Here is a 14,990-nt window from a genome sequence, read left to right as displayed (position 1 = left end):
CCAGTGGGCATCTGGTATCAACGCTGGACAGATGCTCGTCCTTCCCGGCGCGTCCTTTGCTGGTTGATCGCGTCGGGGATCGTTGCGTTTGCGATTTGGGGAGCGCTGCTCAGACCCGCTGCTCTGTGCTACGCCGATATTCAGGCGCAGGCCAGCAGTGCGAAGCGAATCAACGCCTCGCTGTGGCCAAAGGCCGGGCGGCGACCTGTGGTTACGCAAGTGAAGCCGGTGCAGCCCTTTTCTCCGCTGGCATTTCAGCGTGAGGACGCAAGGCTGGTTTACTGGAAACCGCAGCAGAGTGGGGGAGAGCTGGCGCTGGATGCCTTGTGGGGCGCAGTTCCGGCGCTCTTTTCCCGGCTGGCGCTTGAGAACGTGCGGGTGAGCGCGTTTTCCATCACCCCACAGGGAAAACAGCTACGCCTTAGCCTGCAACTGGAGATCGGCCATGCGCAGTAAAACCCGTTTGCTGATCCTGCTTTCTCCGCTTTTCCTGACCGGGATGCGGGATCCCTTCTCCGTGCCGGAAGAGCGTTGCGCAGCAGGGCAACTCAGCCAGTGGCGGTATCAGGGAGTCGTCAGCGGCAGCAGGGATATCGGCCTTATGCAGGACGGGCAGAACCGCTGGCACCGGGTAAAAACGCAGATGCGGTTACCGCCAGGCTGGCGGGTGAGTGCGATAGATACACAACAACTGACCGTTGATGTCGGCGAGATGTGCGAGCCGAAGCGATGGACATGGCAGCGAGAAGGAACGAAAAAAAGTGAAGATATGGATAGGGCTGTTACTGGCGGCACTCAGCCAGCCCCTGTGGGCCGCGACGCCAAAACCGGTCACCCTGCTGGTGGATGATGTCCCGGTGGTGCAGGTATTACAGGCAATGGTAGCGCAGGAAGATCGCAATCTGGTGGTGTCGCCGGATGTCAGCGGTTCGCTTTCGCTGAATCTAACGCGGGTGCCCTGGAGGCAGGCGCTTCAGACGGTAGTGAACAGTGCCGGGCTGGTATTGCGGGAAGAGGGCGGCATTTTTTATGTGCATACGGCGGCCTGGCAGCGGGAGCAACAGACGCGTAAAGAGCAGGAGCGGGCCCAGCGTCTGCTCGACGCTCCGCTGCTCTCTCACAGCATTCCGTTTGCTTATGCGGATGCGGCCGAATTGCAAAAAGCGGCGGAAAAGCTCTTAAGCCCGAAAGGCAGTCTCTCCGTCGACAAGCGCACCAACCGTCTCCTGGTCAGGGATAACAAGTCGGTGGTGGATATGCTCCAGCGCTGGGCAGCGCAGATGGATCTGCCCGTCGAGCAGGTAGAACTGGCGGCGCAGATTGTGACCATTAGTGAAAAAAGCCTGCGTGAACTGGGGGTGAAATGGAACCTCGCTGACGCAACGGAAGCCGGTAAGGTGGGTCAGGTCACGACGTTGGGCGCTGACCTGTCGGTGGCCAGTGCAACCACACACGTTGGGTTTAATATCGGGCGCATCAACGGCAGGATGCTGGATCTTGAGTTGTCGGCGCTTGAGCAAAAGCAGCAGGTGGATATCATCGCCAGCCCGCGGCTACTGGCGTCGCACATGCAGCCGGCCAGCATCAAGCAGGGCAGCGAAATCCCGTATCAGGTTTCCAGCGGCGAAAGCGGGGCGACCTCCGTTGAGTTTAAAGAGGCGGTATTAGGCATGGAGGTCACGCCGGTGGTGCTCCCGGGCGGCCGCGTTCGTCTGAAGCTGCATATCAGTGAAAATATGCCTGGCCAGGTGCTGCAACAGGCGGACGGCGAAACGCTGGCGATTGATAAGCAGGAGATCGAAACGCAGGTAGAGGTAAAAAGTGGGGAAACGCTCGCGCTGGGCGGGATCTTTTCGCAAAAGAATAAAACCGGACGCGACAGCGTGCCCGTGCTGGGCAACATTCCGTGGCTGGGTCAGTTGTTCCGCCATGACGGAAAAGATAACGAACGGCGCGAGTTAGTGGTGTTTATCACGCCACGTCTGGTCAGTATTCATTAATGGGTAACGATCCCCGCAATGATTTTGCATTCAGTTTGTTGCAGATGTTTGACGTGGGGCATGAATTAGCATACAAGGAGTACCGATTTGAGTTGGACTTACGTCTTATTTCCTTATGCGCCGGGAACGGTGATTTAATCAGTTGCCAAACAAGCCGGAGTATTGAGATAATTTTTCGTCTGACTCTCGCTCTATTGCAAATGAGGTTTCAGTTCATGTCCTGCTACGCCGGGTGTCTGCGCAGCGGGGATTACCATTAACGAATAGTCTTAGTAGTACCGAAAAAATGGCAGAGAAACGCAATATCTTTCTGGTTGGGCCTATGGGTGCCGGCAAAAGCACTATTGGGCGTCAGTTAGCTCAACAACTCAATATGGAATTTTACGATTCTGATCAAGAGATTGAGAAACGAACCGGAGCGGATGTGGGCTGGGTCTTCGACGTAGAAGGCGAAGAAGGTTTCCGTGACCGAGAAGAAAAAGTGATCAACGAACTCACGGAAAAACAGGGCATTGTGCTGGCAACAGGCGGCGGCTCTGTAAAATCTCGCGAAACCCGCAACCGTCTCTCCGCCCGTGGCGTAGTGGTCTATCTTGAGACGACCATCGAAAAACAGCTGGCACGCACGCAGCGTGATAAAAAGCGCCCGTTGTTGCAGGTTGAAACACCGCCACGTGAAGTTCTGGAAGCTTTGGCCGATGAACGCAATCCTCTGTACGAAGAGATTGCTGATGTGACCATTCGTACTGACGATCAAAGCGCTAAAGTGGTTGCAAACCAGATTATTCATATGCTGGAAAGCAACTGATTCTGGCTTTATATACACTCGCCTGCGGGTAAAAGCATTTAAGGTGGATGTCGCGTCATGGAGAGGATTACAGTTACTCTCGGGGAACGTAGTTACCCTATCACCATCGCGGCTGGTTTGTTTAACGATCCAGCTTCCTTCTTACCACTGAAAGCGGGTGATCAGGCGATGCTGGTCACCAACGAGACGCTGGCTCCGCTTTATCTCGACCGTGTACGCCACCTGCTTGAGCAGGCGGGCGTGAAGGTCGACAGTGTGATTCTGCCCGATGGCGAGCAGTACAAAAGCCTGACGGTACTGGATACCGTCTTTACCGCACTTCTGCAAAAACCGCACGGTCGTGATACAACACTGCTTGCCCTGGGCGGCGGCGTTGTGGGCGATCTGACCGGTTTTGCAGCCGCCAGCTACCAGCGCGGTGTGCGCTTTATTCAAATTCCAACCACGTTGCTCTCACAGGTCGATTCTTCTGTGGGCGGTAAAACGGCGGTTAACCATCCGCTCGGCAAAAACATGATTGGCGCGTTCTACCAGCCTGCATCGGTGGTGGTGGATCTCGACTGTCTGCAAACCTTGCCAGCGCGCGAACTGGCGTCCGGCCTTGCAGAAGTGATCAAATACGGCATTATTCTTGACGGTGAGTTCTTCACCTGGCTGGAAGAGAATATGGATGCGCTGCTGCGCCTCGATGGGCAGGCAATGGCCTACTGTATTCGCCGTTGCTGTGAGCTGAAAGCAGAAGTCGTTGCCGCAGATGAGCGTGAAACCGGCTTACGTGCTTTACTGAATCTGGGGCATACGTTTGGTCATGCGATCGAAGCCGAAATGGGCTACGGTAACTGGCTTCACGGTGAAGCTGTCGCTGCCGGAATGGTCATGGCGGCCCGTGCCTCTGAACGTCTGGGGCAGTTCAGGCCGGAAGAGACAGCACGTATCATCACGTTGCTTAAACGTGCTGGCTTGCCGGTGAATGGTCCGCAGGAAATGTCTGCGCAAGCGTACCTTCCCCACATGATGCGCGATAAAAAAGTATTGGCAGGTGAGATGCGTCTGGTACTCCCGCTTGCAATAGGGAAAAGTGAAGTGCGCGGCGGAGTGCCGCACGAAGTCGTACTTGGCGCTATTGCTGATTGTCAGCAGGCGTAACAACTAGAAAGGTCAGGCTGCTGTAACAGGTGGTCGTTTTAGCTTCAGGTAAATGCAGAGTCGTTGGCAGAAGCCTTTGAGTGGGGTGTTAAATGGATGAATTCAAACCAGAAGACGAGCTGAAACCCGATCCCAGCGATCGTCGTACTGGTCGTTCTCGTCAATCTTCAGAACGTGATAACGAGCCGCAGATCAACTTTGACGATGTCGATCTGGATGCAGACGATCGTCGCCCTTCGCGTAGCCGTAACGCGCGAAATGAGCGTGAAGACGAGGAGTATGAATCCGAAGAAGAGTTAATGGATGAACAGCCTGTTGAACGTCGTCCGCGCAAACGTAAAAAAGCGGTAGCGGCAAAACCGGCCTCCCGTCAGTACATCATGATGGGCCTTGGCGTTCTGGTTCTGGTATTGCTGATTGTCGGCATTGGTTCCGCGCTAAAAGCACCTTCTACCCATTCTACCGAGCAGACAGCGTCTGCCGAGAAGAGCATCAACCTGTCTGGTAACGATGCGAGCAACCAGGCGAATGGCGCTCAGCCAGCGCCGGGCACCACTTCCGCAGAGCAGACCGCAGGTAACACCAGCGCCGGTCAGGATATCTCTCTGCCGCCCGTCTCTGCGACCCCAACTCAGGGCCAGGCGCCTGTTACGCCGGAGGGCCAGCAGCGTGTTGAAGTTCAGGGCGATCTGAATAACGCGCTGACGCAGCCGCAGAATCAGGAGCAGGTTAACGCTGCCGTGGTGAACTCCACGCTGCCTACTGAACCTGCCACCGTTGCGCCAGTTCATGGCAGCAATGCCCAGCAGCAAACGGCGGCAACGGAAACCAAACCGCGCCATACCCAGACTGCGCCGCGTCAGGAGCGTAAGCAGGCTGTGATTGAGCCGAAGCGTGAGACGAAACCGCAGACCGTGGCAAAAGCGCCAGAAACGAAAGCGCCAGCGCAGACAAAACCTGCGGTGAGCCAACCGGTTAAAGCGCCAACGCCTGCGGCAACCGCTGCACCTAAAGCAACGGCGACCACAACCGCGCCTGCTGCAACTGCGGCACCGGCTGCTACGCCAACCGCTAGCGCATCCAGCACCGCGGCAGGTAAAACGACGGGTAACGTGGGTTCTCTGAAATCCGCATCATCCAGCAACTACACGTTGCAGCTGAGCAGTTCGTCTAACTACGACAACCTCAACGCCTGGGCGAAGAAATCGAATCTGAAAAACTATGTGGTTTATCAGACGACCCGTAACGGACAGCCTTGGTACGTTCTGGTAAGCGGAGTTTATGCCTCAAAAGATGAAGCAAAACGTGCCGTTTCCACGCTGCCAGCCGACGTGCAGGCGAAAAACCCGTGGGCGAAGCCGATTCATCAGGTGCAGGCCGATCTGAAGTAATGTTTAAAGCGCAGGATGCTGTCGGAGCTTTCTCCACAGCCGGAGAAGGTGTAATCAGTTAGTCAGCATGAAAAAAAATCGCGCTTTTCTGAAATGGGCAGGGGGGAAATACCCCCTGCTCGACGATATTAAAAAGCACCTGCCGAAAGGCGAGTGTCTTATCGAGCCCTTCGTGGGTGCTGGATCGGTGTTCCTGAATACCGATTTTTCTCGTTATATCCTGGCGGATATCAACAGCGACCTTATCAGCCTCTATAACATCGTCAAACTGCGTACCGATGAGTATGTGGAAGAGGCGCGGAAGCTGTTTACGCCAGAGAACAACAACCCGGACGTCTACTATCAGTTCCGCGCTGAGTTTAATCAGAGCCAGGACCCGTTCCGTCGCGCGCTGTTGTTTCTTTATCTCAACCGCCATGGCTACAACGGTCTGTGCCGGTATAATCTGCGTGGCGAGTTTAACGTGCCGTTTGGCCGCTATAAGCGTCCCTATTTCCCGCAGGACGAGCTGTATCACTTTGCTGAAAAAGCGCAGAATGCCGAGTTCTACTGTCTCTCCTATGAAGAGTGCATGGAGCTGGCGGGTGTAAACTCGGTGGTCTACTGTGACCCGCCTTACGCGCCGCTGTCTGCCACGGCAAATTTCACCGCCTACCACACCAACAGCTTCAGCCCGGCCGAGCAGGCGCGTCTGGCTGAGATGGCGGAAAAGCTGGTCAGCAAAAGAATTCCGGTGTTAATTTCGAATCACGACACGCCTGATACGCGCGAATGGTACAAAGCCGCGAAGCATTTTCAGGTAAAAGTGCGGCGTAGCATTAGCAGCAACGGCGGCACACGTAAAAAGGTGGACGAACTTCTGGCGCTTTATCGACCCTGAGCCTTTGCCCGCCGGTAAACACATTTCAAGGAGATGCGGATGAAACAGTTTTTGATTGCCCCCTCAATTCTGTCGGCCGATTTTGCCCGCCTGGGTGAAGACACTGCCAAAGCTCTCGCGGCTGGCGCGGATGTCGTCCATTTCGACGTTATGGATAACCACTACGTTCCCAACCTGACCATCGGTCCGATGGTGCTTAAAGCGCTGCGTAACTACGGGATCACCGCGCCCATTGACGTGCATCTGATGGTGAAACCGGTTGATCGCATCGTGCCTGATTTCGCCGCGGCGGGTGCCAGCATCATCACTTTCCACCCGGAAGCCTCCGAACACGTTGACCGCACGCTACAGCTGATCAAAGAGAACGGCTGTAAGGCGGGGCTGGTCTTTAACCCGGCGACCCCGCTGAGCTATCTCGACTACGTGATGGACAAGCTGGACGTGATCCTGCTGATGTCCGTCAACCCGGGCTTTGGCGGCCAGTCGTTTATTCCTCAGACGCTCGACAAGCTGCGTGAAGTGCGCCGCCGCATTGATGAGTCTGGCTATGATATTCGCCTGGAAGTGGATGGCGGCGTGAAGGTCAATAACATCGGTGAGATTGCGGCGGCAGGGGCGGATATGTTCGTCGCAGGCTCCGCCATCTTCGATCAACCGGATTACAAAAAAGTCATTGATGAAATGCGCCGTGAACTGGCGAAGGTAAGTCATGGATAAATTGCAGGCTATTCGGGGTGTAGCATTTGACCTCGACGGCACGCTGGTCGACAGCGCGCCAGGATTAACCCGCGCCGTCGATCAGGCGCTGTATGCCCTTGAACTCCCCGTTGCGGGCGAAGAGCGCGTCGTGACGTGGATTGGTAACGGTGCAGACGTGCTGATGGAGCGCGCGCTGACCTGGGCTCGTCAGGAACGTGCCTCTCAGCGTTCCGCGCAAGGGAAACCGAGTGTTGACCACGCGGATATTCCCCAGGATGAGCAGCAGCGTATTCTGCGCAAACTGTTCGACCGTTTCTACGAAGAGACCGTCGAAGAGGGCAGCTTCCTGTTCCCGGATGTCGCTGAAACGCTGAGCGCGCTACATGCGAAAGGCATCCCGCTGGGGCTGGTGACCAACAAGCCGACACCGTTCGTTGCGCCTCTGCTGGAAGCGCTGGATATCGCGAAATACTTCTCCGTAATTGTGGGCGGCGATGACGTGCAGAATAAAAAGCCGCATCCGGAACCGCTATTGCTGGTGGCAGGAAAATTATCCTTAGCGCCTGCGGAGCTGCTCTTTGTCGGGGATTCCCGCAATGATATTCTGGCCGCCAGAGCGGCAGGTTGCCCGTCTGTTGGGTTGACCTACGGCTACAACTACGGTGAAGCCATTACGCTGAGTGAGCCGGACGTTGTGTTCGACCACTTCAAAGATTTGTTGCCCGCACTCGGGCTCTCGCACAGTGAACATCAGGAATTGAATAATGACTAAGCCCATCGTTTTTAGTGGCGCACAGCCTTCAGGTGAACTGACCATTGGTAACTACATGGGTGCGTTACGTCAGTGGGTGAGCATGCAGGATGACTACCACTGCATTTACTGCATCGTGGATTTGCATGCTATCACCGCGCGTCAGGATCCCGAGAAGCTGCGCAAGGCGACGCTCGATACGCTGGCGCTGTACCTGGCGTGCGGTATCGATCCCGAGAAGAGCACCATTTTTGTTCAGTCTCACGTGCCAGAGCACGCGCAGCTGGGCTGGGCGCTGAACTGCTACACCTATTTCGGCGAGCTGAGCCGCATGACCCAGTTCAAGGATAAATCTGCGCGCTACTCTGAAAACATCAACGCCGGTCTGTTTGATTATCCGGTGCTGATGGCGGCAGATATTCTGCTGTACCAGACCAACCAGGTACCAGTGGGTGAAGACCAGAAGCAGCACCTGGAGCTGAGCCGCGATATCGCCCAGCGCTTCAATGCGCTTTACGGCGACGTGTTCAAAGTGCCTGAGCCGTTTATTCCGAAATCCGGCGCGCGCGTGATGTCGCTGCTGGAGCCGACCAAAAAGATGTCCAAGTCTGACGATAACCGCAACAACGTTATCGGCCTGCTGGAAGATCCGAAATCGGTGGTGAAAAAGCTCAAGCGTGCGGTGACCGACTCCGACGAGCCGCCAGTGGTGCGCTACGACGTGCAGAACAAAGCGGGCGTATCCAACCTGCTGGACATTCTCTCCGGTGTGACCGGACAGAGCATCCCTGAGCTGGAAAAACACTTTGAAGGCAAGATGTACGGCCACCTGAAAGGTGAAGTGGCAGACGCCGTTTCCGGCATGCTGACCGAGTTGCAGGAGCGCTATCACCGTTACCGTAACGACGAAGCTTTCCTGCAAAAAGTGATGAAAGAGGGCGCGGAAAAAGCCAGCGCGCGCGCCTCCGAAACCCTGAAAGCGGTGTACGACGCGATTGGGTTTGTGGCGAAACCTTAAGCCGCTTTGCCGGGTGGCGCTTACGCTTACCCGGCCTACAGGACCGTGTAGGTCGGGTAAGGCGGAGCCGCCACCCGACAAAACTGACGAAACAAAAAAACCGGGAAATTCCCGGTTTTTTTACGCCTGAAAAACGCTTACTGCTGTGCCGCCGGGCCGCAACCGCCGATGATCTTCGAAATGGAGATTGCCGGATGCAGCAGGTAATCGTAGCTGCAATTATTTTTAGTATTTTGAACGTGACCGGTGCAGGCCGTCAGAGTTGTTAACAGGCCGACCAGAACGGCAGCTTTTGCCAGTTTGAACATACGCATTCCTTGTCAATAAAATCAAAAAATTGGATGTAACACGAGGGAATAAATGGAAAAGTTCCATTACGCGGGCGGTATGTTATCGACTGAGGTAAGAAGGGAGTAGTCCGCTTCAAGACTACTCCCGGGAGAGAGATTGTGCGTTAGTGGCTGGAGAACCAGTTCAGTTTTTCACGCAGTGCTACCACGCGGCCCACCACGATCAGCGCCGGGCTTTCAACCTGCTGCGCCAGCTCGCCCAGCTGCGTCAGTACGCCATCGACCACGCGCTGAGTAATGGCGGTACCGTTTTCTACCAGCGCGACCGGCATATCTGCTTCCATGCCGTGCTCCAGCAGTTTCGCCTGAATCGTGGCTGCCTGATTTAGCCCCATGTAGAAGACCAGCGTCTGCTTTTCAGCGGCCAGATTATGCCAGTCCAGTTCGCTGCCGGTTTTCAGGTGGCCCGTCACCAGGCGCACGCTCTGGGCATAGTCGCGATGGGTTAACGGAATGCCGGAATAGGCAGAACAGCCGGATGCCGCCGTAATGCCCGGCACCACGGAGAACGGAATGCCCGCGTTGCAGAGAGTTTCCAGCTCCTCGCCGCCGCGACCAAAGATAAACGGATCGCCCCCTTTCAGACGCACCACACGCTTACCTTTTTGCGCTTCCCGCAGCAGGATCTGGTTGATCTCCTCCTGCGGTACGCAGTGATAACCTGCCCGTTTGCCGACGAACACGCGGTCAGCATCGCGGCGCACCAGATTCATGATGTCATCAGAGACCAGACGGTCATACACCACGATGTCCGCCTGCTGGATCTGCTGGAGACCCTTCAGCGTCAGCAAGCCCGCATCGCCGGGACCTGCGCCCACCAGTACCACTTCACCGCGATGATCCAGCGGTTCAGAGAGGAGTTGCTCGGTCGTCTCTTCAACCGCTTTGGCGTCCTGATTGGCCAGCGACTGCGCCAGCCTGTCGTTGACAAAGAACTTCTCCCAGAAGCGACGGCGTTCGCCCACGGTTGCGAAGGTTTGCTTCACGCGGGAACGCAGCTGCCCGGCGTAATGGGCAATCTGACCAAGGTGTTGAGGCAGCACGGCTTCCAGTTTTTCCCGCAGCAGACGGGCAAGAACGGGCGAGCGGCCACCGGACGACACCGCAATCATCAGCGGCGAGCGGTCGATAATGGATGGCATGATAAAGCTCGCCTCTTTCGGCGCATCCACCACGTTACAGAAGATGCGGCGCGCTTCGCAGGCGTCGCTGACGCGCTGGTTAACGTCATCGTTATCCGTTGCGGCGATGGTCAGCCAGCAAGTATCCAGCAGGGATTCATCAAATTCGCCCTGCACCTGCGTGAGCATCCCTTCCTGCGCCCAGACGTCAAACTGTGGGGCGAAGGTGAGGGCGTTAACGGTCAGTTGGGCGCCCGCCTCTAACAGCAGGCGCGCCTTGCGTTCAGCCACATCGCCGCCGCCCACGAGCAGGCAGTCGCGGTTGCGTAATTGACAAAAAATCGGCAGGTGATCCACGACGTTACCTCACAGCATTCATGGCGGGGGAAGAATTGACGTCAGGATAACAGCAGGAATCGTACAGAACATACGGTTTTTCCTGCCGTTACCCATAAGGGGTCATAAGCCTTTCCTATTGAAAAGGCGAGGGGTTACGCTTTCAGCTGCACCTCGCCGTCCTTCACGCGGACGTCGTAGTGTTTGACCGAGAAGCTTTCATCTTCCATGCAGCGCCCGTCGGTTAAGCGGAAGCGCTGCTTTTTCAGCGGGCTGGCAACCCACAGTTCGCCCTGGTGCTCCGCAATCAGACCGCGGGAGAGCACGCTGGCCTCAAAGAACGGGTCGATATTGCTGATGGCAAAGACCTGTTCATCGTGGCGAGGGCGGAAAATCGCCACCTGCTCGTCACCCAGCAAAGCACAGACGCCGGTTGCTGGCAGAATGTCGTTAATGTTGCAGATGTTTACCCACTGGCTCATGCGTTTTCCTCCACCAGCATCACCGGAATACGTTCATACGGGGTCGCTGGACGATGCTGTTCGCGCTCCGGCACCACCTGCACGTTCGGGTCGCGCTGGGTGCTGTTGATAAAGTGTTTGAAGCGCGTCTGCGCCGCTGGCGTGTTCACGGTTTCGGTCCACTCGCAGATAACCGCCTCGCGCAGGCGAGTCATCTCGGATTCCAGCTGTTCATTCAGGCCCAGCTTGTCGTCGATAATGACTGACTTCAGATAGTCGATGCCGCCTTCGAGATTATCCAGCCAGGACGCGGTACGGGTCAGCTTATCGGCGGTACGAATGTAGAACATCATGAAGCGGTCGAGGTATTTGATCAGCGTATCGCGATCGAGATCGGCAGCCAGCAGATCGGCGTGGCGAGGTTTCATCCCGCCGTTACCGCACACGTACAGGTTCCAGCCTTTCTCGGTGGCGATAATACCCACGTCTTTACCCTGTGCTTCCGCACATTCACGGGTACACCCTGAGACGCCGAACTTCATTTTGTGCGGCGTACGGATACCTTTGTAGCGGTTTTCCAGCTCGACGCCGAAGCCCACGCTGTCGCCCACTCCGTAGCGGCACCAGGTGCTGCCCACGCAGGTTTTCGCCATGCGCAGCGCCTTAGCGTATGCGTGACCGGTTTCGAAGCCCGCCTCAATCAGCTGACGCCAGATTTCCGGCAGATCATCTTTCTGCGCACCAAACAGGCCGATACGCTGGGAACCGGTGATTTTGGTGTACAGATTAAACTCACGGGCGATACGGCCCACGGCGACCAGCCCCTCAGGGGTAATTTCTCCCCCGGCAGAACGCGGGATCACCGAGTAAGTCCCGTCTTTCTGAATATTGGCCAGGAAGTTATCGTTGGTGTCCTGAAGCGGAGTGTGTTCTGGTTTGAGCACATATTCGTTCCAGCAGGACGCAAGCAGGGAACCGACGGTAGGCTTACATACTTCACAGCCGTAGCCCTGGCCGTGTTTCTCCAGCAGTTCGTCGAAGGACTTAATGCCCTCCACGCGGATCAGGTGATACAGCTCCTGGCGAGAGTAAGCGAAGTGCTCGCACAGGTTGTTGTTCACTTCAATGCCCTGTTTTGCCAGCTCGGCGTTCAGCACCTGGTTGACCAGCGGGATACAGCCGCCGCAGCCGGTCCCGGCTTTGGTTTCCGCCTTCAGCGCCGCAACGGTGTGGCAGCCTTTGTTAATGGCGGAGATCAGCATGCCTTTGGTCACGTCGAAGCAGGAGCAGATTTGCGCGCTGTCCGGCAGTTTATCCACGCCAATGGACGGCTTACCGCTGGAGGCGTGCGCCGGGAGGATCAGCGCGTCCGGGTTTTCCGGCAGCTCAATGGCGTTCAGCACCAGCTGGAGCAGGTTGCCGAAGTCGCTGGTGTCGCCCACCAGCACCGCCCCGAGCAGGGTTTTGTTGTCCTGGCTGACGATAAGACGTTTGTAGACTTCTTTGCTTTCGTCCAGATAAACATAGCTGCGGGAGTTCGGGGTGCGACCATGCGCATCGCCAATACCGCCCACGTCCACGCCCAGCAGCTTCAGCTTCGCGCTCATGTCTGCGCCGGTGAAGGCATTTTCGCTGCCGAGGATATGGTCAACGGCGACCTGCGCCATTTTGTACCCAGGTGCAACCAGACCGTATACGCGGTTATTCCAGCTGGCGCATTCGCCGATGGCGTAGATGTCCGGATCGGAGGTCTGGCAGGTATCGTTGATCATGATCCCGCCGCGCTGCGCAACGGCCAGACCGCACTGAGTAGCCAGCTTGTCGCGCGGGCGAATGCCGGTGGAGAAGACGATGAAATCCACTTCCAGCTCGCTGCCGTCGGCAAAGCGCATGGTTTTACGCGCTTCAGTGCCTTCCTGCACGATCTCTTTAGTGTTCTTGCTGGTGTGAACCTTCACGCCCATGCTTTCGATTTTACGGCGTAACTGGTCGCCACCCATATGGTCCAGCTGTTCCGCCATCAGCATCGGGGCAAATTCGATGACGTGGGTTTCAACGCCGAGGTTTTTCAGTGCGCCTGCCGCTTCCAGACCCAGCAGACCACCGCCGACAACCGCGCCACGTTTGCTTCGACGTGCGCAGGATTCAATGGCGTTGAGGTCTTCAATGGTACGGTAAACGAAGCAATCCTGGGTTTCCGAACCTTTAATCGGCGGGATCCACGGATACGAGCCTGTCGCCATGATCAGCTTATCGTAAAAAACCGTGCGTCCGGCGCTGGAGTGGATCACTTTCTCCTGACGGTTGATGGTGATAGCGCGTTCGCCCACCAGCACTTTTACGCCATGCTTCTCGTAGAAACCTTCACGCACCAGAGAGAGTTCTTCGGCGGTATGGTGAGAGAAGTAGGAAGACAAGTGCACACGGTCGTACGCCTTGCGGGGTTCTTCACAGAACACGGTAATATCGAACTGGTTAGCATCGGCTTTATCGAGAAGATCCTCAATAAAGCGGTGGCCGACCATGCCGTTACCGATGATAGCGAGTCTGACTTTGCTCATTTTTGCCTCGATTTCTTTTCTATTACTGCCTACCTTAACGATTCAGCAGGGGCACTTATTGATGCAAATCAAATACGCCTTCACCTACCCCTTAGGGGGTATATCTATGATTTGTCAGGATTTTTATAAGTGACGGATATTGTTTGATTTTTGTGCTTGCTTGTTTTTCGCACAATTTTGGTGGGGTTTTTTACCCATCGGCGGGCGGGGCGGGTGAGCAGGGGAAAACCCCTTTGCAGTACGCAAAGGGGTTACGGCGATTAGTGGGTAGCTGTTGCCGGGTTGTGTTGACGGTGACGGGTCACAAAGCCCAGCACGAAGCACATGATGAACACCACGGCGTACAGACCGTTAGCGGTATGCAGCGCCGCCAGCGGGCCGCTGTGCGCCACAATTGGGCCCGTGACCACGAAGGTCAGCATGGTGCCGATGGTGCCGCAGGTCAGCACGAAGTTCACCAGCTTCGGTGAGGCCACTTTGGTCTGAAGAGAGCCAAGGGTGATGATCGAGGTATAAATCGCGCTGGAGAAGAAGCCCAGGGTCAGGATGAACCACGGCATATGCTCCGGGGAACCGTTGATGAACAGATACATCAGCACGGTTGCCAGACCCGCCAGAACGGTCAGGATCCGTTGCAGGTCGAAGAAGCGCAGGATAAAGCTAAACGCCCACATGCCGAACATGTAAGACATCCAGAAATCGCTCACCAGTTTACCCGCGTCGTTCAGACTCATGCCCAGACCTTTCGCATACTCAGGAACCCAGGAGATAAAGCCCAGCTGGCCCAGGATGTAACACAGCGCGGCGATGGAAAGGAACAGCACGCCGATACCCCATTTTTCTTTCGCAACTGGCTCAGACGTGGTCTGCGCTTTTTTGCCCAGCACCGGGAACTCGCAGCCGAAGGTGAGAATAAAGATCGCGACATAGACCAGACCAATGCAGGCGTATACCCAGTACCACTCAATGCTGCGCGCCAGAAGATACGCGGCGACCATCGGGAAAATCATCCCGGCCATGCTGAAGAAGGAGTCGGTGAACAGCAGACGCGCGCCGCGCTGGCGACCTTCATACATATGGGTGATCAGGAACGTACCGATCGACATGGTGATCCCGCTCACCAGGCCCAGCACGAACATGGCGGCAGAGAAGAGGGCGATGCTGTGGCTCAGCACCAGGCCCGCCACGGCGGCAACCATCAGCACGAAGCCGAAGCGCAGCTGGGTTTTCAGCGGCACGATTTCCATCAGCCAGGCATTAAGGAAAATAGAGATCAGGATCCCCGCGTTCAGGAAAGTGAAGGTATTGCTCATGCTGGAAACGGGCAACTGGAAGTAGTCTGCGATATTTCCCATCACCATCCCGGTGACGATCACCAACGCGCCGGTCAGGGCGTAGGAGAAGAAGCTGATCCATGTGAGCTTGATGCGATTGCTGTTAGTCATGTCTGGCCTGTTAAAAGTAAAGA

The 14,990-nt window shown here is 56.2% G+C and carries 15 protein-coding genes; 10 read left to right on the top strand and 5 right to left on the bottom strand.

Annotation, left to right across the window (positions count from 1 at the left end):
- Positions 1–3 precede the first annotated feature (3 nt).
- From ACQG11_RS07355 to trpS, 10 genes are all read left to right on the top strand, one after another.
- The gene (locus ACQG11_RS07355; RefSeq protein ID WP_023298776.1) at positions 4–456 is read left to right on the top strand and encodes a hypothetical protein; all 453 of its coding nucleotides are present in this window, start codon (positions 4–6) and stop codon (positions 454–456) included.
- Positions 446–850, top strand: a complete 405-nt coding sequence (locus ACQG11_RS07350) for a HofP DNA utilization family protein (protein ID WP_032621951.1) — start codon at positions 446–448, stop codon at positions 848–850. Before ACQG11_RS07355 ends, ACQG11_RS07350 begins: the two co-directional genes overlap by 11 nt.
- A complete protein-coding gene (gene hofQ / locus ACQG11_RS07345) occupies positions 762–2,000 on the top strand; it encodes a DNA uptake porin HofQ (RefSeq protein ID WP_045308978.1) in 1,239 nt (412 codons plus the stop codon). The genes ACQG11_RS07350 and hofQ overlap by 89 nt, the downstream gene beginning before the upstream one ends.
- Before the next feature lie 286 nt (positions 2,001–2,286).
- Complete coding sequence (gene aroK, locus ACQG11_RS07340) at positions 2,287–2,808, top strand: shikimate kinase AroK (protein WP_003861630.1); 522 nt, start codon at positions 2,287–2,289, stop codon at positions 2,806–2,808.
- A 57-nt stretch (positions 2,809–2,865) separates the two neighbouring features.
- Positions 2,866–3,954, top strand: coding sequence for a 3-dehydroquinate synthase (aroB, locus tag ACQG11_RS07335; protein ID WP_038416842.1), 1,089 nt, complete (start codon positions 2,866–2,868; stop codon positions 3,952–3,954).
- A 92-nt stretch (positions 3,955–4,046) separates the two neighbouring features.
- Positions 4,047–5,345, top strand: a complete 1,299-nt coding sequence (gene damX / locus ACQG11_RS07330; RefSeq protein WP_032626787.1) for a cell division protein DamX — start codon at positions 4,047–4,049, stop codon at positions 5,343–5,345.
- A 67-nt stretch (positions 5,346–5,412) separates the two neighbouring features.
- Positions 5,413–6,225: an adenine-specific DNA-methyltransferase gene (gene dam / locus ACQG11_RS07325; RefSeq protein ID WP_003861633.1), complete on the top strand. Its 813-nt coding sequence runs from the start codon at positions 5,413–5,415 to the stop codon at positions 6,223–6,225.
- A 39-nt stretch (positions 6,226–6,264) separates the two neighbouring features.
- Positions 6,265–6,942, top strand: a complete 678-nt coding sequence (gene rpe, locus ACQG11_RS07320; protein WP_003861634.1) for a ribulose-phosphate 3-epimerase — start codon at positions 6,265–6,267, stop codon at positions 6,940–6,942.
- Positions 6,935–7,696, top strand: coding sequence for a phosphoglycolate phosphatase (gph, locus tag ACQG11_RS07315; RefSeq protein WP_017384158.1), 762 nt, complete (start codon positions 6,935–6,937; stop codon positions 7,694–7,696). Before rpe ends, gph begins: the two co-directional genes overlap by 8 nt.
- Positions 7,689–8,693, top strand: a complete 1,005-nt coding sequence (gene trpS / locus ACQG11_RS07310; RefSeq protein ID WP_015571430.1) for a tryptophan--tRNA ligase — start codon at positions 7,689–7,691, stop codon at positions 8,691–8,693. The genes gph and trpS overlap by 8 nt, the downstream gene beginning before the upstream one ends.
- Before the next feature lie 137 nt (positions 8,694–8,830).
- Here trpS and ACQG11_RS07305 read toward each other — a convergent pair whose 3' ends face one another.
- From ACQG11_RS07305 to tsgA, 5 genes are all read right to left on the bottom strand, one after another.
- On the bottom strand, positions 8,831–9,001 hold the full coding sequence (locus ACQG11_RS07305) for a YhfL family protein (RefSeq protein ID WP_003861638.1): 171 nt from the start codon (positions 8,999–9,001) through the stop codon (positions 8,831–8,833).
- A 146-nt stretch (positions 9,002–9,147) separates the two neighbouring features.
- Positions 9,148–10,521, bottom strand: coding sequence for a siroheme synthase CysG (gene cysG, locus ACQG11_RS07300; RefSeq protein WP_108367942.1), 1,374 nt, complete (start codon positions 10,519–10,521; stop codon positions 9,148–9,150).
- Between the two features lie 134 nt (positions 10,522–10,655).
- Complete coding sequence (gene nirD / locus ACQG11_RS07295; RefSeq protein WP_063841658.1) at positions 10,656–10,982, bottom strand: nitrite reductase small subunit NirD; 327 nt, start codon at positions 10,980–10,982, stop codon at positions 10,656–10,658.
- Positions 10,979–13,522, bottom strand: a complete 2,544-nt coding sequence (gene nirB / locus ACQG11_RS07290) for a nitrite reductase large subunit NirB (RefSeq protein WP_426728274.1) — start codon at positions 13,520–13,522, stop codon at positions 10,979–10,981. The genes nirD and nirB overlap by 4 nt, the downstream gene beginning before the upstream one ends.
- A gap of 260 nt (positions 13,523–13,782) precedes the next feature.
- The gene (gene tsgA / locus ACQG11_RS07285) at positions 13,783–14,967 is read right to left on the bottom strand and encodes an MFS transporter TsgA (RefSeq protein WP_022649615.1); all 1,185 of its coding nucleotides are present in this window, start codon (positions 14,965–14,967) and stop codon (positions 13,783–13,785) included.
- Between the last annotated feature and the right edge of the window lie 23 nt (positions 14,968–14,990).

This window comes from Enterobacter cloacae complex sp. 372C4 (genome assembly GCF_050030615.1).
Classification (GTDB): domain Bacteria; phylum Pseudomonadota; class Gammaproteobacteria; order Enterobacterales; family Enterobacteriaceae; genus Enterobacter; species Enterobacter intestinihominis.
The sequence above is the reverse complement of the archived record's forward strand: the minus strand, read 5'-3'. Positions and strand labels throughout refer to the sequence as shown.

Coding starts and splice junctions, on each gene's coding strand:
- ACQG11_RS07350 (WP_032621951.1), top strand. CDS start 446: ATGCGCAGTAAAACCCGTTTGCTGATCCTGCTTTCTCCGCTTTTCCTG.
- aroK (WP_003861630.1), top strand. CDS start 2,287: ATGGCAGAGAAACGCAATATCTTTCTGGTTGGGCCTATGGGTGCCGGC.
- aroB (WP_038416842.1), top strand. CDS start 2,866: ATGGAGAGGATTACAGTTACTCTCGGGGAACGTAGTTACCCTATCACC.
- damX (WP_032626787.1), top strand. CDS start 4,047: ATGGATGAATTCAAACCAGAAGACGAGCTGAAACCCGATCCCAGCGAT.
- dam (WP_003861633.1), top strand. CDS start 5,413: ATGAAAAAAAATCGCGCTTTTCTGAAATGGGCAGGGGGGAAATACCCC.
- rpe (WP_003861634.1), top strand. CDS start 6,265: ATGAAACAGTTTTTGATTGCCCCCTCAATTCTGTCGGCCGATTTTGCC.
- gph (WP_017384158.1), top strand. CDS start 6,935: ATGGATAAATTGCAGGCTATTCGGGGTGTAGCATTTGACCTCGACGGC.
- trpS (WP_015571430.1), top strand. CDS start 7,689: ATGACTAAGCCCATCGTTTTTAGTGGCGCACAGCCTTCAGGTGAACTG.
- ACQG11_RS07305 (WP_003861638.1), bottom strand. CDS start 9,001: ATGTTCAAACTGGCAAAAGCTGCCGTTCTGGTCGGCCTGTTAACAACT.
- nirD (WP_063841658.1), bottom strand. CDS start 10,982: ATGAGCCAGTGGGTAAACATCTGCAACATTAACGACATTCTGCCAGCA.
- nirB (WP_426728274.1), bottom strand. CDS start 13,522: ATGAGCAAAGTCAGACTCGCTATCATCGGTAACGGCATGGTCGGCCAC.
- tsgA (WP_022649615.1), bottom strand. CDS start 14,967: ATGACTAACAGCAATCGCATCAAGCTCACATGGATCAGCTTCTTCTCC.